This is a genomic window from Microvirga sp. CF3016 (genome assembly GCF_036314085.1).
Taxonomy (GTDB): Bacteria; Pseudomonadota; Alphaproteobacteria; order Rhizobiales; family Beijerinckiaceae; genus Microvirga.
The window spans coordinates 198,392-220,337 of sequence record NZ_JAYGGM010000001.1 but is presented as its reverse complement, the minus strand read 5'-3'; the positions used below and the strand labels follow the sequence as shown (position 1 = coordinate 220,337).

Below are 21,946 nucleotides of genomic sequence, written 5' to 3'. Positions count from 1 at the left end.
CATGTCCCCCCACCTTTCCCGCAGGCGCTTCATCGGGGTCACTGCCGCCGCGGCGGGCCTCGGCCTCGTGCCGTTCGGACATTCGGCAGGGGCCGAAGCTCACCTCGTGGCATGGCAGGGCCAAACTATGGGCGCGGTGGCGACCCTGCAGGTGCATCATCACGACCGAGCCGTCGCCGAGCGTCTGGTCGAACATTCGCTCGCCGAGGTTCGTCGCCTCGAGACGGTGTTCAGCCTTTACCGCACGGATTCCGCCCTGGTTGCACTGAACCGACAGGGTGTCCTGGTCGCTCCGCCCTCCGACCTGGTCACGGCGCTCGCCGAATGCCACCGCTTCTGGGAGATAACCGGAGGCGCCTTTGACCCGACGGTGCAGGTCCTGTGGTCTCTGTACCAGGATCACTTCTCCAAGCGCGATGCGGAACCGCAGGGGCCTCCGCAAGCCATGATCCGCGATACCCTGGAGCGGGTCGGCTTCGGTCAAGTGAGATTCGACGCGAACCGGATCGTCCTGCCCCAGCGGGGTATGGGATTAACCCTGAACGGCATCGCCCAAGGCTACGTCACCGACCGGATCGTGGACATCCTGCGCAAAGGCGGCATCGAAAGCAGCCTGGTCGACATGGGCGAGCCGCGGGCCATGGGCACCCGCCCCTCGGGCGATCCGTGGCGCATCGGCATTTTCGATCCCGATCATCCGGATCAGATCCACGACACGCTGGAAGCGGTCGATCAGGCGGTAGCCACCTCCGGGGGATACGGCTTCCGCTTCGATTCGGAGGGTCGCTTCAACCACCTGCTCGATCCGCGCACGGGCACCTCGGCGCATCTATACCGGAGCGCCGCAGCCGTCATGCCGACGGCTGCGGCAGCGGATGCTCTGTCGACCGCCTTCAGCCTGATGCCGGCCGCGGACGTCGCAGGCACGCTTCATCGGATTGGAACGGGCCAAGTCCGTCTAGTGACGGCCTCGGGCGAAAGGCTGACCCTTTATGCATGAGTGCAGCCACGGAAAGGGCACAGGAACCGCCCCTGGCACGGATCATTGACCTCCCATTCCGAAGGCAGGAGATCTGACGATGAAGGCACACCTCGCGGCAACCGCCCTCTGCGCCCTGCTCGTGGCCCTACCCGCAGCGGCCCAACAGGAACAGCCCCGCTCGACCACGCCCTGGCGGGCCGAGCAGAACCCGACAAGCAACCCGATGGTTGATCCGCACAAGGACGGCGGCCGGCCGGAAAGCCATGGCGGCACGGTCCATGCGCCCCAGATCAACGCAGCCGCGCCCCTGCCGGCCGACCTGAAGCCAACCGCAGAGAGAGCCTCGCCCGCAACGCGGTCACTGCGCAGCAATACGGCAACTTGGCCTCCAAGCGCCACTCGAGCGGCGCAGTGCACGACCTCGGCGACTGGATGGTGCTCACGAACAGCCGGATCAGCCGGGCCCTGACCGCGGCTGCCCCGGATCTGAGCGACGTGTGAAACCCGGACAAGGAGCGCGGCACCTTCGACAGCCTGGCCCGCGACGCCGACGAGACGCAGTTCGGGGTCAATGTCGCGCAGTGGGTGGCGCAATCCTATCCTCAGGCGATCAGCGACTTGGAGAAGCTGGGGCAGCAGGGCCAGCTCAGCGAGCTCGCCTCCTCGGCCGTGCCCGAGATGAAGTCCCAGCTCTCGGAGGCCCAACGGATCCTCCAATCCGCCAGCGCATCACCGAACGGGCAGCCGACCTCGACAGGCACGGTCACCGACCCGAAAAAGAAATCCGACTGATCCCTGTTCCTCTCCCGGGCCGGAGCAACCTTCGGAGCCGACCCGGAATTCCTCGCATTGATCCAGCGTCCGATAAGCCAGCAAGGAGCCGTCCATGCGTGTTGCTCTCGTCATCCCCCTCATCCTGGTCTTAGGCTCGTCACTCGCGCAGGCCCAGGATGCCGCCAATGGCGAGAAGGTCTTCGCGCAGTGCCTCGCCTGTCACCAGGTGGGACCCACAGCCAAGAACGCTGTTGGCCCCGTACTCAACGGCCTCTTCGGCCGCAAGCCGGGAACGGTCGAGGGCTACAACTACTCGCCCGCCAACAAGAACTTCGGAAGGGGTGAAGTTCGATAGATCACGGCGCAAGGGGAAATCGCGTCATCACCGGGTAGTGGCGGATCGGTGCTCCTGCTCACCCGCGAGCATCGGCAAGCACGCTATCGCCCCGCCGCCCGACGATGGCTACGCCTGGGCTTCGGCACCGGGGCAGCCTCCTGGTACAGGATCCTGGCCACGGCCTCCACATCGGCGATCACCAAGCGGCGCCGGTAGCGCTGGATCTGCCGCTGCGTCTCCCAGGCGCGAAGCGTCCGGCTCACCGTCGGCAGTGTGCTGCCGATGAGATCGGCAAGGTCCTGGCGGCTGACCGGGAATGGAACTTCGACGCCTTCGCCGGTCTGCTGGCCGAACGTGTCGACGAGCTTGAGGATCGCGCGCGCCAAGCGGTGTTCCACCGGCTCGTTCGAGAGGTCGCGCAGCCGGCCCTCCATCTCGCGCAGGCGCGCCTCCAGGTCCCCGATAACATTGAGCGCCACACGCGGATGCCGGTCGATGACGGTTCTGATGAGCTCCGATGGCCATTGCAGCTCGACGCAGTCGGTCACGGCCACTGCATCGGTGGGATAAAACCGGTCCAGCAGGGCCGGGCTGCCGAAAATCTCACCGGGCCTGATGTATTTGACGATGATCCGCGCCCCGCTGGGCGTGGTCTGCATCAGCTTGGCTGCCCCAGAGGCGAGCACATGCACCGAGCGGGCGGGGCGACCAGCGGTGAAAAGCTCCTCGTCGGCACCGATCGTCCGGCGCTGCGCCTGCTCCAGCAGGTCGGCGGCAGCCTTCGGATCAAGGCCTTGAAGCAGGCCTATCGCTGCTGCGCTCTCAGCCATCCGATTGGGTCCGTGCTCAATGCCAGTTCCAGGCGATGCAGGCGTATCGCCGAACGGCGGCGATGGTTCGTCACCGGATCGTACGCTCACGAGCATCGGTAGGTCCACACAGGCAGCGACGAAAACCCACTCGCCGGATAGGCTGCCCGCACAGGCGGTCTCCCGGGGACCAGCACGATGCCTCGGGTGTGGGCCAGGAGCTCCTCCATCACGACGCGCAGCTCCAGCCGGGCCAGGGCCGCCCCCGGACAGAGGTGGATCCCGGCGCCGTAGAGAAGGTTCAGTGTCGGATCCCGATCAAGCCGGAACTCATCCGGATCGCCGAAGACGGTCTCGTCGCGGTTGGCCGAGGCCCAGATCAGGCTGATGCGTGCGCCCGCCTCCAGTCGGCGGCCGCCGATCTCCACCGCCCGCCTAACAACCCGACGGTTGGCGATCAGAGGAGCATGGAGGCGCAGGATCTCGTCGATCGCGACCGGCAGTCGTGAGACGTCCTCGCGGAGGCGCTGCTGCAGATCCGGGTACGCCGCGAGGTAATGCACCAGAATGCCAACGCTGGCAGCGATGGTGCCGAGCTCGCCCACGGTCCAGTTCCGCACGATGCTGACGATCTCTTCGTCCGTCAGCCTCCTGTCCCCAATCCGCTCCCCCAGCAGGCGGGTGGTGAGATCGTCGGGCGCCGCGCCGCCGATCTTCCGGCGCACATTCAGCAAGCTTCTGACGTAGCCGTCGAACTCCAGCGCGACAGCGGCGGCGGCGGCCGGATCACCTGTCAGGGTCGCGTCACGGTTCCGGCGCGTCCATCGCCGCAGCGGCTCCCGCAGGTCTGGCGGCCAGCCCATGAAGGCGCATTGGATCCGCAGCGCGAAGTCCTGGGCGAATTCGCCCATCAGCTCGACTTCGCCGCCCCACGGCAGACGGGTCACCAACTCGACGGCGACGCTCCTGCATTCGGGCTCGAAGGCCAGCACCCGCTCGGGCGCGAAATACGGCTCGACGAGCGCCCGGTATGCCGTGTGTTCCGGCGGGTCCATGCCGTTGGGCACGGAGACGTGGCGGGAGACGACGTTGCTGAAGGTGTCGTGGTCGGCCAGCACACGCACCACGTCGGCGTGACGGAAGATAGACCAATGGAGGTAGTCGCTGTACGCCACCGGACATCGCCCGCGCATGCGGTCATAGGCGGCGATCTGGTCGTCGAGCACGGCTTCGGACCGTGGGTTCCAGTCTGGCTGTGGCTGATTGCTCATGGCAGGCGTCTGATAGGAAAGAAAAGGGGCGCCGCTGTTCACCGCGCGGAGCCGGGCAGTGATCATGGCCGCGTCGGGCGCGGAGCAAGGCACATGGGACCTACTGCCGGAGCCCCGAAGGTGCCTCGAAGGCATTGCAGGGCCGCGCTGAAGCCGACTGCGATGGGAAGCGCGGCCAAAGCACCCAGGAAGGCGAGGCCGGCGGCGAAGGCCACCAGGGACATGCCAGCCAGCAGCGCCGCTATGGTCAAACCATGGCCGAGGCGATGGAGAAGGTGCCAAGAGGATAGGACGGTCATCGATGGGCTCCGGACAAGCAGGGTGCTGTTATCGCAGCGCCGCGGGCCGCCGCTTTGCGGCACAGCAAACAAAAAGCCAGTTCACGGATGATGCCGAACGAGCTGCGGCCTCCTGGCGATACGGCGCATCGCACGCGAAGCCGCCTTCCGGTGCGAGAAGCCTCGATCCAAGGTGCCGGGCGCAATGGCGACGAGCGCCAGCAGGAGAAGGGCCGCGGCCACGAAGAATGGGGCGCCCCAAGCGATGGATGGGTCGGACCACGAGACGCCTGCGGCGAAGGTTGTAGTGAACAGGATCGGGCCGACTAGGCCGCTCACCCCCCGCAGGCTGTTGAGCGCACCCTGCAGCCGACCCTGCTCGGAGGGCGCGATCCTCTGGGTCATGAGGCTCTGTGCCGCCGGGCCGAACAGGCCCCACAGCGCCGCCACGGGAATGGCGAGCCAGATCCAGGCGCCGTTCGGGGCAAGGCCGAACATGAGCGATCCGACCCCGCCACAGACGAGGCCCGTCACCATAGTCGGGCGCTCGCCAAGACGCGGCACGATGCGGCGCACGAGCCCGCCCTGCACGGCAGCCGAGGCGATCCCGACGGCTGCCAAGGCGAAGCCGATGGTGACGTGGTCCCACCCATAGCGCTGGCCGGCGTACAGCACGAACACGGCCGGGAACACCTCGTGGGCGAGATTGGAAAGGAACAGGACTGCGGAGACCCGGGACACCTCTGGGTGCGATCGCAACAGGCGCAAGGCGGCCAAGGGGTTTGCCCTGTGCCAGGCGAACGGGGTCCGCCGCTCCTGCGGCAGGGACTCCGGCAGGACGAAGATGCCGTACAGGGTGTTGGCCAAGCACAGCCCGGCCGCGATCCAGAACGGGAGGCGCAGGTCGATGGCTCCGAGCAGCCCGCCAAGAGCTGGCCCGACGATGAACCCGAAGGCAAAGGCCGCGCCGATCACCCCGAACCCGGCGGCGCGGCGGTCCGCATCCGTGATGTCGGCAACGTAGGCGAAGGCGCTGGTGAAGCTGGATGACGCCAGACCGCTGGCGGCGCGACCGACCAGGAGCCAGCCGATCCCAGGAGCAGCGGCCATGAGCAGGTAATCAAGGCCGAGCGCCAGATTGGACAGCAGGATGACGGGGCGGCGTCCGACAGCATCCGACAGCGCGCCGAGCACAGGCGCTCCGACGAACTGGGCCACGGCCCAGGTCAGTCCGAAAAGGCCGTAGATCTGCGCGGCGCCGACGGTTTCGCCTCCGAGGAAATCTTGAACCAGACGCGGAAGGATCGGGATGATGATGCCGAAGGCCAGCAGGTCGAGGGCGACCGTGATCACCACGAAAGCCAAGGCTGGGCGGCGGTTGCGGCTGACTTGAATAGGCTGCGAACTCATGACATGTCCTCGGTAAGGGATTCAGATCGTGCGCCCCGATCCGTCACCATGGCTGGCGGTTCTGGACAGCTCGTTGCGTCTGGGATGACCTTCCCGGCCCTGTCAGGGCGATCCAGTCGCGGCCGGCTCCCTACCCTGCCAGTGGCCTTGGTCGCGGAGCGCATTCGCCACCTCGCGCGGCATGTAATTCTCGTCATGCTTGGCCAGCACCGTGTCGGCCCTGAAGACGCCGGCCGGATCGAGCACGCCTTCGGCCACGACGCCTTGGCCTTCGCGGAAGAGGTCGGGCAGGAGGCCTCGGTATTGCACGCTCACCGCCCCGTTCGCATCCATGATCCTGAAGGCGATGATCTGGTTGTCGCCTCGTTGGAGCGACGCCTCCTGCACAAGGCCGCCGAGGCGGAAACGCGTACCGGGGGCAACGCCCCGGGCATGGACTTCGCTGGGCGTGTGGAAGAACACGATGGTGTCACGCATGGCAAAGGACACCAGGCCAAGCGCCAGGACGATCATGGCCAGTCCGGTTCCGATCAGGGTCAGGCGTCGTTGCTTACGGGGCATTCTCTTGTTTCCGGGCTTGCAGTCGCGCCCTCTTGTAGCATCGGTGCCGCGGTCCCGATTTGACCAAGCGCAAGCTCGTCCCGGTCATGGCCGTCTGGGTGCCATGGAGGGCGGGCATTCAGTCGCACCGGAGACTGCCTTGCACCGTGGGTCATGCCAGTCCTGGTCCGAGGTGCGTGGCTAGTTGGAACGCGGCACTCATCAAGGCCGCCGGAATGAGATTCAGAGGCTGCGCCGCGGGTCCTCGGCGCACGCCATGGCAGCACCAGGCGCACGGTCTGCAGAGGACCAGCAAGAGGCGACGGGGTTCCCTTATCGGAAGGGTTGCGAGGACGCAGCGCCGCAACGGCCTTGGAACCGCTGGCCTGGCTCCGGGTAAGAGGGCAAGCCAGCGCTCCGCAAGCCGCACAAAGGGACCGCAGGATCAGGCCAAAGCCAACAGAATGATGCTATGGCTCGCAGTGCAACGCTAAGCCTGCGGCCGCGTCCGACAACGGTCGCCTAGGGTGAAGGTGCGGCCCCTCTCCGCCAGCAAAGCGGTGATCGTCTCGACGTTCGGGCAGTAACGCCGCACCGCGTGCGCCCACCCACGGTCGAGATCGCGCCGGCAGCTCTTGGCGACCCCGCAACCGGCGCAGACGACGCTCATGTCACGCATGACGTCCGGACGAGTATGCTCCAGCCATTGCGGAACCAAGCCGGAGGCATCGAGAAGGCGTGGCAGCTCCTCCCCGGCCCTGGCGCCGCGCGCCGTCACGCGGATGAATTGATCAAGGGAAAGGCCGACGTCCCGGGCAAGCGCGGCGAGCTCGCCCGCATCGAGGGAGGTCAGCTCCTGCCCCGCTTGTCTGCTGGAACGCCAACGTGTGAGTGTCGTCATCAAACCCATGGGGAAGCCTCCATGATGCATGATCATGTTGACAGGCCTTTTCCAAGCGACTTTGATCCAGCGCAAATTCGCAACCGGTATTGACTTCAAACGGGGAGCTGATCGTCCAGCCTCCATGCACGTCTGGAAGGATTGAACCACAGACGACGCATGAGTCCGGTTGCTCTTTCAGGCATACGGCAGCGGCCGTAAGGCAGGCCTGATCGGAGGTGTCCCGGTCCGGGATGCAAGCCGGCGCATGGGGGCTGCCTGCCGCGGCTTTCCACAAGCGATCTGCTCGCCCAATCGCTGCTCTCCACGTGCCGCCGCGCGAGCCGATTCCGACAAAGACCAGACAACAGGAGAAAGCCGATATCCATCCAAGCCTTGCTGCATGCAGAACCGTCTGGCTGCTCTCGACCATGGCGAAGGCCAGAAGCCGCATGCCTACGGAGAAACCAATTGAAGCGTAGGCCAAGTTCGCCAGGAGTGCTGGTCGGAAGGAAGTCCGGTCACGCTTGCGCGTGATGCTCGTCATGACCGCGGTGGCGGTCGTTCCAAGCCCCCCGACCGACCACATGTGAATGATGGCCACGTCGGGCATCAGGTATCCTGTCGTTGGCATGATCGCCAGCCCCATGAAGCCAATGTTGAGCCAAATCACCCCTGCGAGTACAGCGGCAATGCCCGCCATGGGATGAACTCTCCATGGCTGAAGCAGGAACATCCGGATGAATCCTAGGGAGCCGGCGATGCACGCTGGAAGCGCGCATGGAAGTCCAAGCGACCACAGCGCGAGTGCGGCGACAGCAGACAGGCGCTGACCCGGCGCAAGGCTGGACATCTCAGGCTTCAGCGGCGCCACCCGATGACGCTCACTGGCGGCGGCGATGAGCGCCCGTGCGATCCTGTGGCCCAACTCAAGGCAAAGCAATACGACGGCGGCGAGGCAGAGCCGGAGCCATGCATGGTCTGGGGCGGTCGCTCCCGCAACGATGGTTCCGGCTGTTGAATGGACCAGAACCAGCGCGGCCACGTATGCCGCGCTGTAGGCCCTTGCGGCTATCACGTGATGTGCCACGACCGCAGCTGCCACAAGGGCAGCCAAGGCATGCAGGAGGAGGCCAGCCCGCGGGTCGAAGCACTCCAGGACAAATGCCACCATATGGCAGCCGAGCAGGACCTCCAAACTTCCGCGAGGTTCAAGGGTGCGCTTCGTCCAGCGTGGAAGCGCCACGGACAAAAAGCCAATCAGAAGGATCGGGACGAAGCCGACGAGCAATTCCCGGGCATGGATGGCTTCGTAGCCTGTGGCGGACACCATCGCCTTGATGGCTGACAGGCAGGCAAGCACGAAGGCGGCCCGGAATGTTTGGCCGCCACGGGGGCCTGCGGTGTCTGCACTCCGCTCGCGTCCCAAGCGTTATCCTCCCAGATTCGAACCGGAACGCCTGCCCGGGCATCGCTTCCCCAAGAGGTGCTTCGAAAACGCCCCGGCGCGCTTGAAGGGCCTGCCTGCGATGCGCCATAAACCTCGTGGCGACTTCATCCACCGACCAGGCCGGCGCCATGGATCGCCTCTGGCGGACCGCCGGTGATCCGATCAATGGCATCCGCCTGATACCGAACACCTGCGTCGCCGCTCAAGAACCCGTTGGAGAAGGAGATGCCGCCGCAGATCCGGGCCAGCGCATGCTGACCCTCCGCAGGATCGAGCGCCCCGTCCGCGACCCCGCGGAAGGCATTGGCGACGGCGACCATGTCGCAGGTCTGAGGCGAGAGGCGGCAGGAGGTGACGCCCATGGATGCGAGCTCGGCAAGGCTCCCGATCAGATTGGCGTAGGTCGACGAGAGCGTCTGAACGCCATTCACGGACAGGAACGCTTGCCCATCCAGGGTATCGGCCGCCAAGCCGTCCGGATCCTTGCCGCAGACGAACTGGCAATTGTCCTTGGTCAGCTTGTGCAGGCGAGCATGATAGCAGCGTGCGGAGATGGCCAACGGCACACGCCCGAACGACCAAATCTCCAAATCCACATCGGGGCACGCGCTCGCCAGCGCCGCGATGGAGGCCGCAGGCAGTTCGGGAGGCAGGCAGACCAGCCGGGCGCCGTTGCGTGCCAGCCAAGCCAGGGTCGCCTCGTTGTAAACGTTGACATAGGGGCCGACCGCGTGCGGGCGCCCTGCGAGATGGACAAGGCCGGTCACGTCGTTCGCCTCGACGAGGAGATCCCCGTCGCGCATCAGGGAAGCCGTCTGACGGCGCTCCCTTTCCAGGGTGACGAGCGCCAGCGAACTCAACACCACCGCTTTCCCGGCGGCCGTGAGGCGTTCCACCACTTCCGGCACCAAGTCCTGAACGAAGGGGAGTCGCTTTGAGCAGACGACCTCGCCGACACAAACCGTGTCGACCGGAGCCTCGTCGGCGATCCTGAAATAGAAATCCCGCCAGGCCTCCGGGTCCCAGTTGTACAGGACCGGCCCGAGTCTCAGCTTCATGGTGTTTCTCCTTGCCGGGTCAGCGCCAGGTCTTGCGGTACGCGCCCAGGGTGTTGCTCTGCCCTTCGCTCATCGGCCGCAGCGCGCCGGTTGGGATCGACCGTCCGGCATCAAGGGCGGACAAGGCCTCGCGGAAGGACCGCACCACGTTTTCGATGTAGGCGCGGCTGCGCTGCCGTCCCTCGATCTTCAGCGCCGTGACACCCGCGTCCCGCAGGCCCGGCAGGAGCGTGGCCGCATCAAGGCTGACAGGATCCTCGAAGATGTAGCCGGTGGAAAGCTCGGTCCTGAAGCGTCCCTTGCACAGCGTCGGATAGGCCGCCGGCTCGCCTGCCCCGAACTTGTTGATCGTGAAGCCACCGAGCCGGGACGTGACCGTGCCTTCCATCTCCTCGTAGGCCACGTGGCTGGCGGGGGAACATACCCCGTTCATGTTCGGCGACAGGCCCGTGGCATAGGACGAGAGCGAGCAGCGCCCCTCCGCCATCACGCACAGCCCCCCGAAGACGAACACCTCGACCTCGCAGGTGGTCCCGCGCGTGATTGCGGCGATCTCCGGCACGCTCAGGACGCGCGGCAGCACCACGCGCTTTGCATTGAAGCGCTCCACATAGAAGCGGATCGCGTCGACATTGGCGGCCGCCGCCTGCACGGAGACATGCAGGCGCGTGTTGGGATGGCGCTCCACTGTGTAGGCCATCAATCCGATATCGCAAAGGATCAGCGCATCAGCGCCCGCCGCGACCGCGTCGTCGACCGCCTGATGCCACAGGCCGATGGCGCCGGCACGGGGAAACGTGTTGATGGCCACCAGCACCTTCGCGCCGTGCCGGTGCGCATACGCCACCCCCTCCGCGAGTTCCGGTGGACTGAAGTTCAACCCAGGGAAGTTGCGGGCGTTGGTCTCGTTGCGGAAACCGCAATAGACCGCATCGGCGCCGGCGTCGACCGCCGTGCGCAGCGAGGACGGTGTGCCGGCGGGGCAGATTAATTCCATGACGAACCCTCCCCTGATCCTGGCTGCGCGCTGCCACGGCGCATAGCGGCACTGTGGGTTCGCCAGTGCCGGAGCAGCGCTTCGCCGAAATGACCCAGCGGGCCGAGCAGGGCGGCCCCCTCGCGCAACACGTCCACCCCCGCATCGTCGACGGCATTCCGGAGCGCGAGCACGGCCTCCATATCGCCCTCGACCACGATGGTCCGGGAAAAAAATAACGCATCGCCATCGTAGGAGCCGTCCGCCATGCCCACCAGGGCGCGGAGCGGACCGGAGATCCTGGCATCGAGCTGGTCGGGTAGCGAACGCACGACCACGATCCCCGGCGCGCGCGGCACAGTGTCGAGGACGAAGGCGAACGGCAGATCGGATGGGGCCAGCCCGTAGCGTTTCCCGGCATAGGATCCGAGGCGCTCGAACATGCGTGGGTGTTGGCGCACGATCCGGCGCAGCACGGCAGATAGGAACAGCTGCAACGGTCCCAGCGGAAGAGGCCGCAGGGCGGTGGAGACAAAGGGTGGAAAGGCTGTGGCGGGGTTATGCGATGGCGTCATGTGGTCATCCTTGAGACTGCCTTACCCGAAACTGCCAAGCTCATGTTTGCGCTGGAGCAAAGACAGTCGCACTCCCCTGCTGCTACGAGGGCCTCCCCTGTCGAGAATCCCCATGCCGTGTCGTGATCTGCCCTTTTTCTCGGACCTCCGGGACTTCCTTGCCTTCCTGGAGGCAAAGGAGCAGCTCGTGCGCGTTCGGGAGCGGGTCTCGGTGGCTCATGAGATCACCGAAATCCATCGGCGGGTGTTGCGGCATCATGGACCGGCCCTGCTGTTCGAGCAGGCCGTCCAGCCGGATGGACGGCTGGCGGAGATGCCGGTCCTGGTGAACCTGTTCGGGACCGTGGAGCGCGTCGCCTGGGGCCTGGGCGTGGACCCAGATGGATTACGGGGCCTGGGTGAGGCGCTCGCCGCTTTGCGCGAGCCGCGCCCGCCCCAGACCCTCGTGGATGCTTGGAGCAAGCTTCCCCTAGCGCGAGCAGCCCTTTCGATGCGCCCGAGGGAAACCAGTGCGGGAAGGCGGACCGTCGTGACAGGCGGCGCGGTCGACCTGGGCCGACTCCCGATCCAGATCTGCTGGCCGGGGGAACCGGCGCCGCTCATCACCTGGCCGCTTGTGATCACGCGCCCACCAGACAGCACGGGCGTGGACGACTACAATGTCGGGGTATATCGCATGCAGGTGCTCGGGCGCGACCAGGCGATCATGCGCTGGCTCGCGCACCGTGGCGGCGCCCGCCACCATCACCGCTGGAAAAGCATCGGCGAGGCCATGCCAGTGGCGGTTGTGATCGGCGCGGACCCGGCCACCATCCTCTCGGCCGTGCTGCCGCTTCCGGAGACCCTGTCTGAGCTGCGCTTCTCGGGCCTCCTTCGGGGCCGGCGCCCCAGGCTCATGCCCTGCGCCAGCATCCCCCTCGTCGTGCCAGCCGAGGCAGAGATCGTCATCGAGGGATTCGTGTCCGCGCACGAGACAGCACCCGAAGGGCCGTTCGGGGACCACACGGGCTACTACAACGCCGTCGAGCAATTTCCCATCATGCGGGTGATGGCGATCACCATGCGGTCGAACCCGATCTATCTATCGACCTTCACCGGTCGAGCGCCAGACGAGCCATCCCGCATCGGCGAGGCGCTCAACGAGCTGTTCGTTCCAATCCTGAAGCGCCAATTTCCGGAAGTCAGGGATGCCTGGCTGCCGCCGGAAGCCTGCTCCTACCGGATCGCGGTCGTGTCCATCGCGAAGCGCTATGCCGGACAGGCGCGTCGGGTGATGCTCGGCCTATGGTCGCTCCTGCCCCAGTTCACCTACACGAAGCTCCTCATCCTGGTCGACGAGGACATCGACGTGCGCTCGTGGAATGACGTGATGTGGGCAGTGGCGACCCGCTCGGACCCCTCCCGGGACCTCGTCACGATCAGCGACACGCCCATCGACTATCTGGACTTCGCCTCGCCCCGAACCGGCTTGGGTGGCAAGCTTGGCATCGATGCCACGAACAAGATCGGAGCCGAGACGGACCGCGAATGGGGCGAGGTGCTCAAGATGGATCCCGCCGTCATGGCCCGGGTCGACACGATCTGGAACAGGCTCGGGCTCGGCCAAGCCCCGCTTGGGAGCGTCGCGTGAGGACTAAGCCCCGCATCGTGGTCGGCATCAGCGGCGCGTCAGGCGCCATGCTCGGGATCAGGATCGTCGAACTCCTCGCCGCGGCCGGCTGCGAAACCCATCTGGTCGTTTCTCGGAGCGGGGAACGCACGATTGGCCACGAGGCGGGTTCCGACGCGCTGCGCCACGTCGAGTCCCTCGCGTTCCAACACCACCCCATCGAAGACGTGGGGGCGACGATCGCAAGCGGCTCGTTCCGCACCGCGGGAATGATCGTGGCTCCCTGCTCGATGCGGACGCTGTCCGCTATCGCGACGAGCGCGGCTGACAATCTTCTCGTGCGCGCGGCCGATGTCCACTTGAAGGAGAGGCGCCGGCTGGTGCTGCTGGCGCGCGAGACCCCGCTGCACCTAGGACACATCCGCATGATGGCGGCGGTGACCGAGATGGGCGCCATCGTCGCGCCTCCGGTGCCCGCGTTTTACCGCCGGCCGCAATCGGTCATGGACATCGTCGATCACACGGCGCGCCGGGCCATCGATCTGCTCGGCCTGGACATCGCAGCCCTGGCGGAACCATGGGGCGGGCTGGGATAGATCATTGGCTGATTGATTCCCTTCAAGCTCTCCCGGTTCGGCGCTAAACCGGATGCCCCTGCGCTGCGACAATGGCCGACCTTCGCACATAGTCCCGCCATGAACTGGCACTCATGCCCGACATCGGCATGGTGTCGTTCGAGAAAGGCATGATGTGCTGAAGACCCTCGCCTCTTGAACCACCTGCACTGAGGATCTCCACGACACAGCAGGTCGTCCGGAGAAATACATATGCACCCAGGATCTTTTGCGGCTGCAGGCTCCCTGATGAAGCGTCCGATACGCTGTACGCCGGGATTCATCCCGAGTTTCCAGCCTGCAGCCATGTTCAGCCCGCGGCAGGCGGGATCCCTGCGAGGCGGGATCCCTGCGAGGGCAGTATAGGTTTTGGCCGCGCTGGCTGGTTCAGGAGAACACCCGCGGGCGGGTGAACACATTCCAGTACGCGAGTGCGAAGCCGACGAAAGCGCCGGTCCATGACAGGCCCGCGACATGCAGCAACGCGTCGCTCCAATCCGGGTGGAGCGCCGCGCACACCCGCGCCACGACGCCGATGACAAGCAGGAGGTAGAGCCCCTGCATTGACGCCGAGGCTGCAAGCGCCCGACCGGTATGCCCGAGGCTCGCCCGGGACATCACGGCCAATGTCATGACGCCCATGGCCCCGCCGGTCCAGGCGTGGATTCCTGCTGCGCTGGACAGAAGGCCCAGGGAGGCCAGCCCGGTCAACACGAAGCCGAGCGGCACGAACGCATAGGCGACGTGCAGGATCAGGACGAGCCGGTCACGCCAAGTGCGCTCCCCGGCCCAGCGCGCCAGCCGCAGCGTCTGGAGCACGCCGGCCGCGATCAGGGCTGCCCCGGTCGCCCGCCACCCGGGCGCGGCGGTCCAAGCCAGCAGCGCGGCACCGGCAGCCACCATGGTGACCATGTCGAAGCGACCGAACGGTGCCGGCAAACGGCCGGGGTTCTCGCGCGCAAGCCAGTTGCGAGTGAAGCTCGGGATGATGCGGCCGCCGATCAGCATGATCAGCATCATGGTGGCGGCGATCCCGAAGCGGATGCCGTAATCCGCAGCACCGAGAAGGTGCGCTTCGATGTGGAACAGAATGTTGCCAGCGGCGAGGACGCCGAGCACGATGAGGACCTTGAGGTTGCGCCAGTTCTTGCCCTTGACGATCTCACGGCCAATGGCCGCCGCGACGAGCAGCAGGAAGGCGTTGTCGATGACGGCGGCGGCCTCCCAACCGATCCAAGCCGAGGTGGTGACGGCGACGCGGCCGACGGCCCACACAAGGACGAGCACAAGCAGCGGCCGTCCTTGGAGCGGCATGCGCCCGGTCCAGTTCGGGACCGCCGTCAGCAGGAAGCCGGTGATCACCGCCGGGAGGTAGCCGTAGAGCATCTCATGGACGTGCCAGTCGCGCGGCGCGAAAGCCGTTGATAGTGCAAGCTCGCCATAGAACATCGGGAGCCACGCCAAAATGGCCAGCCCCGCGTACAGGGAGCCGAAGAGAAAGAACGGCCGAAAGCCATAGGAGAGGAGCGCGGGTCCCCTATAGTCCCGCAGGCGAGGGATTGGAGCCATCATCGGCCTCCTTCGATTGGAACGAAAGTGTCATGCGCCACCACCGCCGATCCGGACGCCACGTCCGTTGCGGTGAAGGCAATGGCCTGCCGGTCATTGACGGAGGCGGAGACCAGGACACGGAGTTCGCGCGTGGTGTCGGGAGCGACGCCCACAACCGCGTCGTCGCCGACCACCTCGACGGAGGCCTCCGGCAACTCGGTCACCGCGAGCTGGAAATCCCGCTCGCCGTCGGCCTTGTTGTAGAGCCGGACCGTATAGCCGTTCCGGATCCGGCCGTCGGACAGCCGCACGGCGACGGGATTGCGGTCGTGGATCACTGTGATCTTGGCATCGCTGCGCATCGAGAGGCTCACGCCCATCACGCCCGCCAGCGCGACGATGGACAGGCCCAGCCCCACCGTCTTGGGACGGACGACCCGGCGACGGGGCGGCTCCTTCCGATGGCCGCGCTCGATGTTCGTCCAGGCCTCGTAGTCGATCAGCCCACGTGGACGGGCGAGCTTCGCCATGACGCTGTCGCAGGCGTCGACGCACAGGCCGCAGTTGATGCAGGCGAAGTTAGGGCCCTCGCGGATGTCGATGCCGATGGGGCAGACGTTCACGCACTGCAGGCAATCGACGCAGTCGCCGGCGGGCTCGCCCTTGGCCCTCAGTTCGGCTGCCTTCTTGGCCGATCCGCGCGGCTCGCCGCGGTAGTCGCGGTAGTTGACGATCAGCGCCTCCGGATCCCAGATCGCGCCCTGAAGACGCGGCCACGGGCACATCCAGGTGCAGACCTGATCGCGCGCGAAGCCGGCCAGGGTGTAGGTGGTGGAGGTCAGGATGCCGACCCAGGCGTAGGAGAGGATCGACGCCTGTCCCGTCACCAGTTCGGCGAGCAGCGTCGGGGCGTTGGCGAAATAGAGCACGAACGCGCCGCCAGTCAGCATCGCGATCACGATCCAGACCGCGTGCTTGACGCTGATCTCCAACAGGCGCTTGGCGCCCAGTGGAGCGCCCTGCTTCTTCAGGCGCTCGCGTCGATCGCCCTCAATCCAGCGCTCGACGAGCAGGAACAGGTCGGTCCAGACCGTCTGCGGGCAGAAGTAGCCGCACCAGACCCTGCCTGCGACGGCGTTGAGCCAGATGAGGGCCAGGGTCGCCAGGATCAGGAGACCCGTGAGGTAGTAGACCTCCTGCGGCCAGATCTCGACAACGAAAAAGTAGAGGCGTCCGCGTTCGAAGTCGAAGAGCACGGCCTGGTCAGGCTGGCCCGGCCCACGTGCCCAGCGGATGAAAGGCAGGACGTAATACACGGACAGGCAAACGATAAGCGCCGCCCATTTCAGCCGGCGATAACGGCCGGTGACGGATTGTGGAACCACCTTCTCGTTGATCACGCCGCGCTTCGGCTTGCGCAGATGGGCGCGTTCCGGCTTGAAGCTGATGTCGAGGGTGACCATCGGACGCCGAAGATGTTGGCGCCGTCGCAACAGGACCATTGCGACAGCGCATGTGCGCGAAGCGGGCCGTTACTTGGCGGCAGTCTTGGCCGCAGCGAGTTTGTCGAACAGGGTGGCGAAGGTCTGCTTGGCCTTGCCGGGATGCGTGGCGGCCTTGGCCTGGTCCGCGTTCGTCGGCTCGCCGACGACGACCATGCCGACCATGCCCATGCCGTAATGTGGCTTGCACTTGTAGCCATACACGCCCGGCTTGTCGAAGGTGACCGTCACTTCCTCGTTCATCTTGCCGACGAACTTCTGCGCGCCCTCGGGCACCATACCGTCTACTGTCTCGACGTTGTGGCCCTTGTCGGTAGCGACGAACTTCACAGTATCACCGGGGCTGATCTTCACGAACGCCGGCTCGAACACCATGACGCCCTCGGTGCCCTTGTTGAGCATCTTCACCTCGACCTCGGCCGCACCGGCCGCACCGGCAAATCCGAGGGCGGCCACGATAGCGCCAAGTACAATAACCTTCCGCATGATCCTTCTCCTTTTGGATGCAAAGATGACGGGCCTCAGGAACGGCCCTTGCGGAAAGTTCATACGCCTCATCGGCCGGCGCGGGTTTGATCTGGAACAAAGAGATTGGCGGTTGGCATGCTGCAGGCCGTCTCGGCCAAGAGCCTCGCCCTCCCGCCTGCCTTGCCGCCACGGGTGAAGGCCACCGTGTTCGCCCGGATGGCGTTGGCTGCGACCTGCCGTCGCCCTGATCAGGCCGGCTCGCGCCCGAACAGCCCGGAGCTCTCTCGCGAGCGGACGGGCGCAAACATCAATGCCAAGACTTTTTGTTGAGCCGACGCCGCAAACCTGCGATTCAAGGGGCGCCAGGGTGTCTCTGCCCGGGCGCCCTTGATACGATCCCTGGCCGCCGCTGAAACGAAGACGGAATCGCCCGATGCCGAGTTTGGACAAGTCCCTTGTCGCCGATCTGCCCATGTTCGCCGGGCTCCCCGCGGACGACCTCGACGAGATCCTGCGGGAGGCGCAATCGATTCGTTATCCGAAGGGAACCGCCGTTTTTCAGCAGGACGAGGTGGCCGGCTCCTTCTACGTCCTTCTCCATGGCCATCTACGCGTCGTGAAGGTCACGCCGGATGGACAGCAGGTCGTGGTCCGCTTCGTGACTCCTGGCGAGATCTTCGGGATCGCCATGGCCATGGGACGCACCACCTATCCGGCGACGGCCTTGGCCGTCGTGGACAGCATCGCGCTCGTTTGGCCGGCGGCCATCTGGCCCCGCCTGGTCGCGAAGCACCCGGCGCTGGCGGTCAACACGCTGCAGACGGTAGGGAGCCGGCTTCAGGACGCCCACACCCGCGTCGTCGAGATCTCAACGGAGCAGGTCGAAAAGCGCGTCGCGCACGCGCTGCTGCGCTTGGCGCAGCAAGCGGGCCGGAAGGTCGAGCAGGGCGTGCAGATCAATTTTCCGATCTCCCGCCAGGACATCGCGGAGATGACGGGAACAACGCTTCACACGGTCAGCCGCATCCTGAGCGCCTGGGAGGAACAGGGCCTCGTCGAGAGCGGACGCCAAAAGATCACGGTGCGCGATCCTCACAAGCTGTTCATCCTCGCCGAGCGTTGAGCGGCCCTGGAGCCTCCCGGCATCGTGCCAGGAGGCGGTAGCCGGTCATGGAATCGCCGGCCACCGGGCGGTGACAACCTCGGTCCCGGTCGCTGGCTCGCCATCGGACGCCTTGTCGATGGCCGTGCGCAACTCCGCCATGAATTTTGTGCGATCGACCCCATGCTCGCGACAAGCGTCGTCGACGGTGTGGAAGCAGCCAATCGGGCAGCCGACGCAGCGCATGCCATGCTTCAGAAAGACACGGATCGTCGCGGGGCATCGTCGCATAACGTCATCGACAAGGTGGGTGGCTTCAACAGGCATGGATGCCTCCGGGGGAATTGGTGTGCTTCAGGCTCCAACCTACAGGGTTCTCCGAGCCGCTCTTTGCGCGGCGACAAGGAGATGGAGGGGCGCGACCGGACAATCGCCGTTTTGTTTGAGGCAGGGCAAAGAAGGCCAGGCTCCGACCGCTCAAGGTCACGCCGTCGAAGCGAGGATCAACGATGGGCATCAATCCCAAGCGACAGCACACCCTCGATCCGGATGTCCTGGCCTGCCTGGCCGACGTCCTGGATCCGGAGATCGGCCTCAGCGTGGTCGACCTCGGCTTGGTCTACCAAGCCAGCCGGGCGTCCGAGGCCGTGGAGGTGGCACTGACCCTGACCACCCGGGCCTGTCCTCTGGGTGAGATGATCGTTGAGGAGGCGCGGGAGCGCCTCGCCCACCGGTTTCAGGACGCTTCTCGCATCGATGTCCGCTTGGTCTGGGATCCTGCCTGGAATCCAGACTTCATCACTGCCCGCGGCCAGGAACTTCTTGGCCACACGCGAAGGAGCACCTTCTGATGTGCACTTGCAATGTCTCAGAGACCACCATCGACGTCCGCCAGATCATGCCGCGGATGCGCCATCCCCTGATCTTCCAGACCTTTGACCAGCTCGGCCCTGGAGAGGCCTTCCTGCTCGTCAACGACCATGATCCGAGGCCTCTGTTCTACCAATTCAATGTCGAGCGCCCGGGCGAGTTCGGGTGGGACTACCAGGAGGAAGGTCCTGACCTTTGGCGGGTCCGCATCAGCCGTGCCGCCTGAAGCGCACCGGCCTGTGGCGAAAGGCGGAGCCATGTATGGCTCCGCTTGGCTTCTGGCGTCCTGGACATGTCTCCGCCATCCGACAGGATCTCCTTTGCCCGACCCGAGGGCATGTGGAGGATGCGTCTGACGTGATCGAATTCCTCGTTGCCTTGGCCGTCTTTCTGGCGGCTCACCTGATACCGGCCAGTTCCGGGCTGCGCGCCCGTCTGGTCCCCTCCATGGGCAGGACCGGTTATCTCACGGCCTATTCGATTCTGTCACTCGGGCTGCTTGTCTGGCTCATCCTGGCGGCCCAGCGGGCCGACACGATCCTGCTCTGGGATGCGGCCCCGTGGCAGTGGCATGTACCCTTCGCCGCAATGCCGTTGGCCGCATTCTTGCTGGTCGTCGGCCTCGTCTCTCCCAATCCCCTCTCCATCTCGCTGCGCAATGGCCCGGACCCCGGCGCCATCGTCGCCATCACACGGCACCCTGTCCTTTGGGCGTTTCTGATCTGGTCGGTGTCGCACATTCCCCCGAACGGAACCCTCGTGGCGTTTCTTCTCTTTGGCGGGATGGCCGTGTTCTCGATCTTGGGCTTCATCCTGCTTGACCTCAAGGCGCGCAAGCGCCTGGGCCGGGAGCGCTGGCAGGCCTTGAGCGCCAGGACCTCGATCATTCCTTTCACAGCGCTTCTGTCGGGACGGGCGCCGGCGAGCTCGCTGCGCCTTCTGATCGCTCCTCTGGTGGTCGCGACCATCGGCTATGCCTGGTTCGTGCTCCAGGGACATGCCCTTCTCATCGGACCCGACCCCCTCGAGGGTTTTCTCGCGATGCGGTAGGCGTCGCCGGCTCGGCGGAGGCCTCACTATTGTGTCAGGAAGAGAGTGGCTGCGATGATCACCGACATGGTCACGGCAGCGACGGTGCCGCTCAGGCGCAGCACCCCCATCCAGTGAAGCATCACCGCAAAGATGACGATGAGGGGCGTCGCCATCACCAGTCCGACCTGTGCATCGCTCATAACTCGCTTCTCCTGTTTCCACGTTCCATCCCTCTATGGACTGGAATGCCAAGGACTTGTTTGAGGCAGCGCAACGAGAATGCCTGATGGGAGCCGTATGGAGCGGTATCGGCACATACAGGACGACAGTGACAGATGGACGTTACGCGAGAAGAAAGACCCTGGGGGGCGCTGTCGGACCTGCCGGGACACCCGATGATGTGGGTGCTCATCCTCACCGAGGTCGTGACCTTCGGCCTTCTCTTCGTGACCTTCACCGTCGCGGGAGCCGTTAAGCCCGATCTCTTTGCGGCGGGCCGGGCCCAGCTCGATCCAGTCCTGGGCGGCGTGAACACACTCGTGCTGATCACCAGCGGATGGCTGGCGGCTTTGGCCGTCGAGGCCCGCATGATCGAACGCCGGACGGCAGCGCGTCTGCTGCTTGCGGGAGCTGCGGCCCTGGGCTGCGTCTTCATCGCCATCAAGATCGCGGAATATACGGCCAAGGCCAAGGCAGGAATCGGCTTGGAGACCGACACATTCTTTACGCTCTACTTCCTCCTGACTGGCTTTCACCTCCTCCACGTCGTGCTGGGTGTGGTCATCCTCGCGGCCGTCGCAGGGTACGACAGCGCGGAGAACCTGAAGACCGGCACCGCCTTCTGGCACATGGTCGATCTCGTCTGGGTCGTAATGTACCCGCTGATCTACCTGGTTGGATGACGCCATGCCTCGGATTGCCGCACGTCAGGTCACCCGTGTCTGGGGGCTCCTTGCCCTGCTCACCCTCCTGAGTCTTGCCGCGAGCCATGTCGGGTGGACGGGACATGCGTCAAACGCGTTGATCCTGGCCGCGGCCTTCGCCAAGGGACGGTGGGTGCTGATGGATTTCCTCAAGCTCCGCGGCGTGCAGCCCGGCTGGCGGGCCCTGTTCCTCTGCTGGCTCGGGCTGGTCACCGTGATCCCCTGGGCCACGGCCGCCCTTGCGTTGCTGCGCGGCTGAGATGGCCTTTCTTTGACAGGCTTGCTCCAGAGCAAAGAGCGATCCCGGCGCTCCTGCCATCAGAGATGGTGCGCACCATCGCGTGCCTGTCAAAGCCCAAGGCCCCTTAGAATGTCCAGCTCCGATCACTCAGCCATCCGCTCGCGGAGCCCGCCACGACAGGCCTGCACCCGCGGCGCGAGCCGCACCTATCACTTACTGCCTCAACACAAAGGATCGCGTGATGGCTGAAGTCCTCACCAAATCGGCGGCAAGAAACGTGTTCTACGGGGGCTCGTTCTTCTTCTTCGCCATCTTCGTGGGCCTGACCGCCCACAGCCACTACTACATGAACACCACGTCGACAGACACGTCGACGCTCTCGTCCTCCGTCGCGCGCGGCAAGCACGTGTGGGAGAAGAACTCCTGCATCAACTGCCACTCCATTCTCGGTGAAGGTGCCTACTTCGCGCCGGAGCTCGGCAACGTCTGGGACCGCTGGGGCGGAAAGGAGGATCCGGCCGGAGCCCGCGAGACGCTGAAGGCCTGGATGGCCGCCCAGCCCACGGGCATCGAGGGCCGGCGCCAGATGCCGCAATTCAACCTGACCGACCAGGAACTCGACGACCTCGCCGACTTCCTGGAATGGACCAATCGCATCAAGACCCAGAACTGGCCCCCGAACAAGGCCGGCTAG

28 protein-coding genes and 1 pseudogene are annotated in these 21,946 nt (G+C 65.6%); 14 read left to right on the top strand and 15 right to left on the bottom strand.

From position 1 onward, the window contains the following. Position 1: 1 nt before the first annotated feature. The 4 genes and pseudogenes from VB672_RS01205 to VB672_RS01190 all read left to right on the top strand — a co-directional run. Entirely contained in the window at positions 2-1,000 is a 999-nt protein-coding gene (locus VB672_RS01205; protein WP_329782338.1) for an FAD:protein FMN transferase, read from the top strand. 79 nt (positions 1,001-1,079) lie between these two features. Then, positions 1,080-1,451 (top strand): hypothetical protein, encoded by a 372-nt coding sequence (locus VB672_RS01200; RefSeq protein WP_329782337.1) that lies wholly within the window; start codon positions 1,080-1,082, stop codon positions 1,449-1,451. Between the two features lie 116 nt (positions 1,452-1,567). Next, the gene (locus tag VB672_RS01195) at positions 1,568-1,774 is read left to right on the top strand and encodes a hypothetical protein (RefSeq protein WP_329782336.1); all 207 of its coding nucleotides are present in this window, start codon (positions 1,568-1,570) and stop codon (positions 1,772-1,774) included. A 94-nt stretch (positions 1,775-1,868) separates the two neighbouring features. After that, positions 1,869-2,093: pseudogene (locus VB672_RS01190) on the top strand (c-type cytochrome); the annotation flags it as partial. A 101-nt stretch (positions 2,094-2,194) separates the two neighbouring features. Here VB672_RS01190 and VB672_RS01185 read toward each other — a convergent pair. The 10 genes from VB672_RS01185 to ubiT all read right to left on the bottom strand — a co-directional run bounded on the left by VB672_RS01185 (position 2,195) and on the right by ubiT (position 11,340). Next, positions 2,195-2,923 (bottom strand): Crp/Fnr family transcriptional regulator, encoded by a 729-nt coding sequence (locus VB672_RS01185; RefSeq protein ID WP_329782335.1) that lies wholly within the window; start codon positions 2,921-2,923, stop codon positions 2,195-2,197. A gap of 86 nt (positions 2,924-3,009) precedes the next feature. Continuing rightward, on the bottom strand, positions 3,010-4,173 hold the full coding sequence (locus VB672_RS01180) for a cytochrome P450 (protein ID WP_329782562.1): 1,164 nt from the start codon (positions 4,171-4,173) through the stop codon (positions 3,010-3,012). Between the two features lie 62 nt (positions 4,174-4,235). Then, positions 4,236-4,472 carry a hypothetical protein gene (locus tag VB672_RS01175; protein ID WP_329782334.1) on the bottom strand — a complete coding sequence of 79 codons (237 nt, stop codon included), beginning with the start codon at positions 4,470-4,472 and terminating at the stop codon, positions 4,236-4,238. Positions 4,473-4,553: 81 nt separating this feature from the next. Beyond that, a complete protein-coding gene (locus VB672_RS01170) occupies positions 4,554-5,861 on the bottom strand; it encodes a TCR/Tet family MFS transporter (RefSeq protein ID WP_329782333.1) in 1,308 nt (435 codons plus the stop codon). A 102-nt stretch (positions 5,862-5,963) separates the two neighbouring features. After that, entirely contained in the window at positions 5,964-6,422 is a 459-nt protein-coding gene (ccmE, locus tag VB672_RS01165) for a cytochrome c maturation protein CcmE (protein WP_329782332.1), read from the bottom strand. Between the two features lie 469 nt (positions 6,423-6,891). Next, a complete protein-coding gene (locus VB672_RS01160; RefSeq protein WP_329782331.1) occupies positions 6,892-7,311 on the bottom strand; it encodes a hypothetical protein in 420 nt (139 codons plus the stop codon). Then, the gene (locus tag VB672_RS22580; protein WP_442931894.1) at positions 7,193-8,614 is read right to left on the bottom strand and encodes an NnrS family protein; all 1,422 of its coding nucleotides are present in this window, start codon (positions 8,612-8,614) and stop codon (positions 7,193-7,195) included. Before VB672_RS22580 ends, VB672_RS01160 begins: the two co-directional genes overlap by 119 nt. Positions 8,615-8,835: 221 nt before the next feature. Next, complete coding sequence (gene ubiV, locus VB672_RS01150) at positions 8,836-9,789, bottom strand: ubiquinone anaerobic biosynthesis protein UbiV (protein WP_329782329.1); 954 nt, start codon at positions 9,787-9,789, stop codon at positions 8,836-8,838. Positions 9,790-9,808: 19 nt separating this feature from the next. Continuing rightward, positions 9,809-10,786, bottom strand: a complete 978-nt coding sequence (ubiU, locus tag VB672_RS01145; RefSeq protein ID WP_329782328.1) for a ubiquinone anaerobic biosynthesis protein UbiU — start codon at positions 10,784-10,786, stop codon at positions 9,809-9,811. Then, complete coding sequence (gene ubiT / locus VB672_RS01140; protein ID WP_329782327.1) at positions 10,777-11,340, bottom strand: ubiquinone anaerobic biosynthesis accessory factor UbiT; 564 nt, start codon at positions 11,338-11,340, stop codon at positions 10,777-10,779. The genes ubiU and ubiT overlap by 10 nt, the downstream gene beginning before the upstream one ends. A gap of 112 nt (positions 11,341-11,452) precedes the next feature. On the opposite strand from ubiT, the gene VB672_RS01135 reads away from it, so the two are divergent. Continuing rightward, positions 11,453-12,970 (top strand): UbiD family decarboxylase, encoded by a 1,518-nt coding sequence (locus tag VB672_RS01135; protein ID WP_329782326.1) that lies wholly within the window; start codon positions 11,453-11,455, stop codon positions 12,968-12,970. Beyond that, on the top strand, positions 12,967-13,545 hold the full coding sequence (locus tag VB672_RS01130; protein ID WP_329782325.1) for a UbiX family flavin prenyltransferase: 579 nt from the start codon (positions 12,967-12,969) through the stop codon (positions 13,543-13,545). Before VB672_RS01135 ends, VB672_RS01130 begins: the two co-directional genes overlap by 4 nt. Positions 13,546-13,950: 405 nt before the next feature. On the opposite strand, the gene VB672_RS01125 is transcribed toward VB672_RS01130, so the two are convergent. The 3 genes from VB672_RS01125 to VB672_RS01115 form a co-directional block, all read right to left on the bottom strand. After that, positions 13,951-15,132, bottom strand: coding sequence for an NnrS family protein (locus VB672_RS01125; protein ID WP_329782324.1), 1,182 nt, complete (start codon positions 15,130-15,132; stop codon positions 13,951-13,953). Then, entirely contained in the window at positions 15,132-16,577 is a 1,446-nt protein-coding gene (gene ccoG, locus VB672_RS01120; RefSeq protein WP_329782323.1) for a cytochrome c oxidase accessory protein CcoG, read from the bottom strand. Before ccoG ends, VB672_RS01125 begins: the two co-directional genes overlap by 1 nt. A gap of 69 nt (positions 16,578-16,646) precedes the next feature. Then, positions 16,647-17,102, bottom strand: coding sequence for a pseudoazurin (locus VB672_RS01115; RefSeq protein ID WP_329782322.1), 456 nt, complete (start codon positions 17,100-17,102; stop codon positions 16,647-16,649). A 117-nt stretch (positions 17,103-17,219) separates the two neighbouring features. Here VB672_RS01115 and VB672_RS01110 point away from each other — a divergent pair, with 117 nt between their 5' ends. Further along, positions 17,220-17,414 (top strand): hypothetical protein, encoded by a 195-nt coding sequence (locus VB672_RS01110; RefSeq protein WP_329782321.1) that lies wholly within the window; start codon positions 17,220-17,222, stop codon positions 17,412-17,414. A gap of 103 nt (positions 17,415-17,517) precedes the next feature. Then, on the top strand, positions 17,518-18,207 hold the full coding sequence (locus VB672_RS01105; RefSeq protein WP_329782320.1) for a Crp/Fnr family transcriptional regulator: 690 nt from the start codon (positions 17,518-17,520) through the stop codon (positions 18,205-18,207). Between the two features lie 45 nt (positions 18,208-18,252). On the opposite strand, the gene VB672_RS01100 is transcribed toward VB672_RS01105, so the two are convergent. Continuing rightward, complete coding sequence (locus tag VB672_RS01100) at positions 18,253-18,513, bottom strand: DUF1858 domain-containing protein (RefSeq protein ID WP_329782319.1); 261 nt, start codon at positions 18,511-18,513, stop codon at positions 18,253-18,255. 182 nt (positions 18,514-18,695) lie between these two features. On the opposite strand from VB672_RS01100, the gene VB672_RS01095 reads away from it, so the two are divergent. The 3 genes from VB672_RS01095 to VB672_RS01085 are packed head-to-tail and all read left to right on the top strand — an operon-like array spanning position 18,696 to position 20,106. After that, the gene (locus VB672_RS01095) at positions 18,696-19,037 is read left to right on the top strand and encodes a metal-sulfur cluster assembly factor (protein WP_329782318.1); all 342 of its coding nucleotides are present in this window, start codon (positions 18,696-18,698) and stop codon (positions 19,035-19,037) included. Continuing rightward, on the top strand, positions 19,037-19,282 hold the full coding sequence (locus VB672_RS01090; protein WP_329782317.1) for a DUF2249 domain-containing protein: 246 nt from the start codon (positions 19,037-19,039) through the stop codon (positions 19,280-19,282). Before VB672_RS01095 ends, VB672_RS01090 begins: the two co-directional genes overlap by 1 nt. 35 nt (positions 19,283-19,317) lie before the next feature. Then, a complete protein-coding gene (locus VB672_RS01085; protein ID WP_329782316.1) occupies positions 19,318-20,106 on the top strand; it encodes an NnrU family protein in 789 nt (262 codons plus the stop codon). Positions 20,107-20,132: 26 nt separating this feature from the next. On the opposite strand, the gene VB672_RS01080 is transcribed toward VB672_RS01085, so the two are convergent. Next, positions 20,133-20,288, bottom strand: coding sequence for a hypothetical protein (locus VB672_RS01080; RefSeq protein ID WP_329782315.1), 156 nt, complete (start codon positions 20,286-20,288; stop codon positions 20,133-20,135). A 135-nt stretch (positions 20,289-20,423) separates the two neighbouring features. On the opposite strand from VB672_RS01080, the gene VB672_RS01075 reads away from it, so the two are divergent. From VB672_RS01075 to VB672_RS01065, 3 genes are all read left to right on the top strand, one after another. Next, positions 20,424-20,990, top strand: a complete 567-nt coding sequence (locus VB672_RS01075; RefSeq protein ID WP_329782314.1) for a cytochrome c oxidase subunit 3 family protein — start codon at positions 20,424-20,426, stop codon at positions 20,988-20,990. A gap of 4 nt (positions 20,991-20,994) precedes the next feature. Beyond that, positions 20,995-21,270 (top strand): cytochrome C oxidase subunit IV family protein, encoded by a 276-nt coding sequence (locus VB672_RS01070; RefSeq protein WP_329782313.1) that lies wholly within the window; start codon positions 20,995-20,997, stop codon positions 21,268-21,270. A gap of 223 nt (positions 21,271-21,493) precedes the next feature. Further along, the gene (locus VB672_RS01065; RefSeq protein WP_329782312.1) at positions 21,494-21,946 is read left to right on the top strand and encodes a c-type cytochrome; all 453 of its coding nucleotides are present in this window, start codon (positions 21,494-21,496) and stop codon (positions 21,944-21,946) included.

Bases quoted from the DNA above. Each gene is read 5' to 3' on its own strand.
- VB672_RS01205 (WP_329782338.1), top strand. From the start codon at position 2: ATGTCCCCCCACCTTTCCCGCAGGCGCTTCATCGGGGTCACTGCCGCC.
- VB672_RS01085 (WP_329782316.1), top strand. From the start codon at position 19,318: ATGGCTCCGCTTGGCTTCTGGCGTCCTGGACATGTCTCCGCCATCCGA.
- VB672_RS01065 (WP_329782312.1), top strand. From the start codon at position 21,494: ATGGCTGAAGTCCTCACCAAATCGGCGGCAAGAAACGTGTTCTACGGG.
- VB672_RS01105 (WP_329782320.1), top strand. From the start codon at position 17,518: ATGCCGAGTTTGGACAAGTCCCTTGTCGCCGATCTGCCCATGTTCGCC.
- VB672_RS01080 (WP_329782315.1), bottom strand. From the start codon at position 20,288: ATGAGCGATGCACAGGTCGGACTGGTGATGGCGACGCCCCTCATCGTC.
- ubiU (WP_329782328.1), bottom strand. From the start codon at position 10,786: ATGGAATTAATCTGCCCCGCCGGCACACCGTCCTCGCTGCGCACGGCG.
- VB672_RS01070 (WP_329782313.1), top strand. From the start codon at position 20,995: ATGCCTCGGATTGCCGCACGTCAGGTCACCCGTGTCTGGGGGCTCCTT.
- ubiT (WP_329782327.1), bottom strand. From the start codon at position 11,340: ATGACGCCATCGCATAACCCCGCCACAGCCTTTCCACCCTTTGTCTCC.
- VB672_RS01095 (WP_329782318.1), top strand. From the start codon at position 18,696: ATGGGCATCAATCCCAAGCGACAGCACACCCTCGATCCGGATGTCCTG.
- VB672_RS22580 (WP_442931894.1), bottom strand. From the start codon at position 8,614: ATGGTGTCCGCCACAGGCTACGAAGCCATCCATGCCCGGGAATTGCTC.
- VB672_RS01110 (WP_329782321.1), top strand. From the start codon at position 17,220: ATGCTGCAGGCCGTCTCGGCCAAGAGCCTCGCCCTCCCGCCTGCCTTG.
- ccoG (WP_329782323.1), bottom strand. From the start codon at position 16,577: ATGGTCACCCTCGACATCAGCTTCAAGCCGGAACGCGCCCATCTGCGC.
- VB672_RS01200 (WP_329782337.1), top strand. From the start codon at position 1,080: ATGAAGGCACACCTCGCGGCAACCGCCCTCTGCGCCCTGCTCGTGGCC.
- ubiV (WP_329782329.1), bottom strand. From the start codon at position 9,789: ATGAAGCTGAGACTCGGGCCGGTCCTGTACAACTGGGACCCGGAGGCC.
- ccmE (WP_329782332.1), bottom strand. From the start codon at position 6,422: ATGCCCCGTAAGCAACGACGCCTGACCCTGATCGGAACCGGACTGGCC.
- VB672_RS01170 (WP_329782333.1), bottom strand. From the start codon at position 5,861: ATGAGTTCGCAGCCTATTCAAGTCAGCCGCAACCGCCGCCCAGCCTTG.
- VB672_RS01185 (WP_329782335.1), bottom strand. From the start codon at position 2,923: ATGGCTGAGAGCGCAGCAGCGATAGGCCTGCTTCAAGGCCTTGATCCG.
- VB672_RS01135 (WP_329782326.1), top strand. From the start codon at position 11,453: ATGCCGTGTCGTGATCTGCCCTTTTTCTCGGACCTCCGGGACTTCCTT.
- VB672_RS01160 (WP_329782331.1), bottom strand. From the start codon at position 7,311: ATGGGTTTGATGACGACACTCACACGTTGGCGTTCCAGCAGACAAGCG.
- VB672_RS01125 (WP_329782324.1), bottom strand. From the start codon at position 15,132: ATGGCTCCAATCCCTCGCCTGCGGGACTATAGGGGACCCGCGCTCCTC.
- VB672_RS01115 (WP_329782322.1), bottom strand. From the start codon at position 17,102: ATGCGGAAGGTTATTGTACTTGGCGCTATCGTGGCCGCCCTCGGATTT.
- VB672_RS01175 (WP_329782334.1), bottom strand. From the start codon at position 4,472: ATGACCGTCCTATCCTCTTGGCACCTTCTCCATCGCCTCGGCCATGGT.
- VB672_RS01090 (WP_329782317.1), top strand. From the start codon at position 19,037: ATGTGCACTTGCAATGTCTCAGAGACCACCATCGACGTCCGCCAGATC.
- VB672_RS01075 (WP_329782314.1), top strand. From the start codon at position 20,424: ATGGACGTTACGCGAGAAGAAAGACCCTGGGGGGCGCTGTCGGACCTG.
- VB672_RS01180 (WP_329782562.1), bottom strand. From the start codon at position 4,173: ATGAGCAATCAGCCACAGCCAGACTGGAACCCACGGTCCGAAGCCGTG.
- VB672_RS01100 (WP_329782319.1), bottom strand. From the start codon at position 18,513: ATGCCTGTTGAAGCCACCCACCTTGTCGATGACGTTATGCGACGATGC.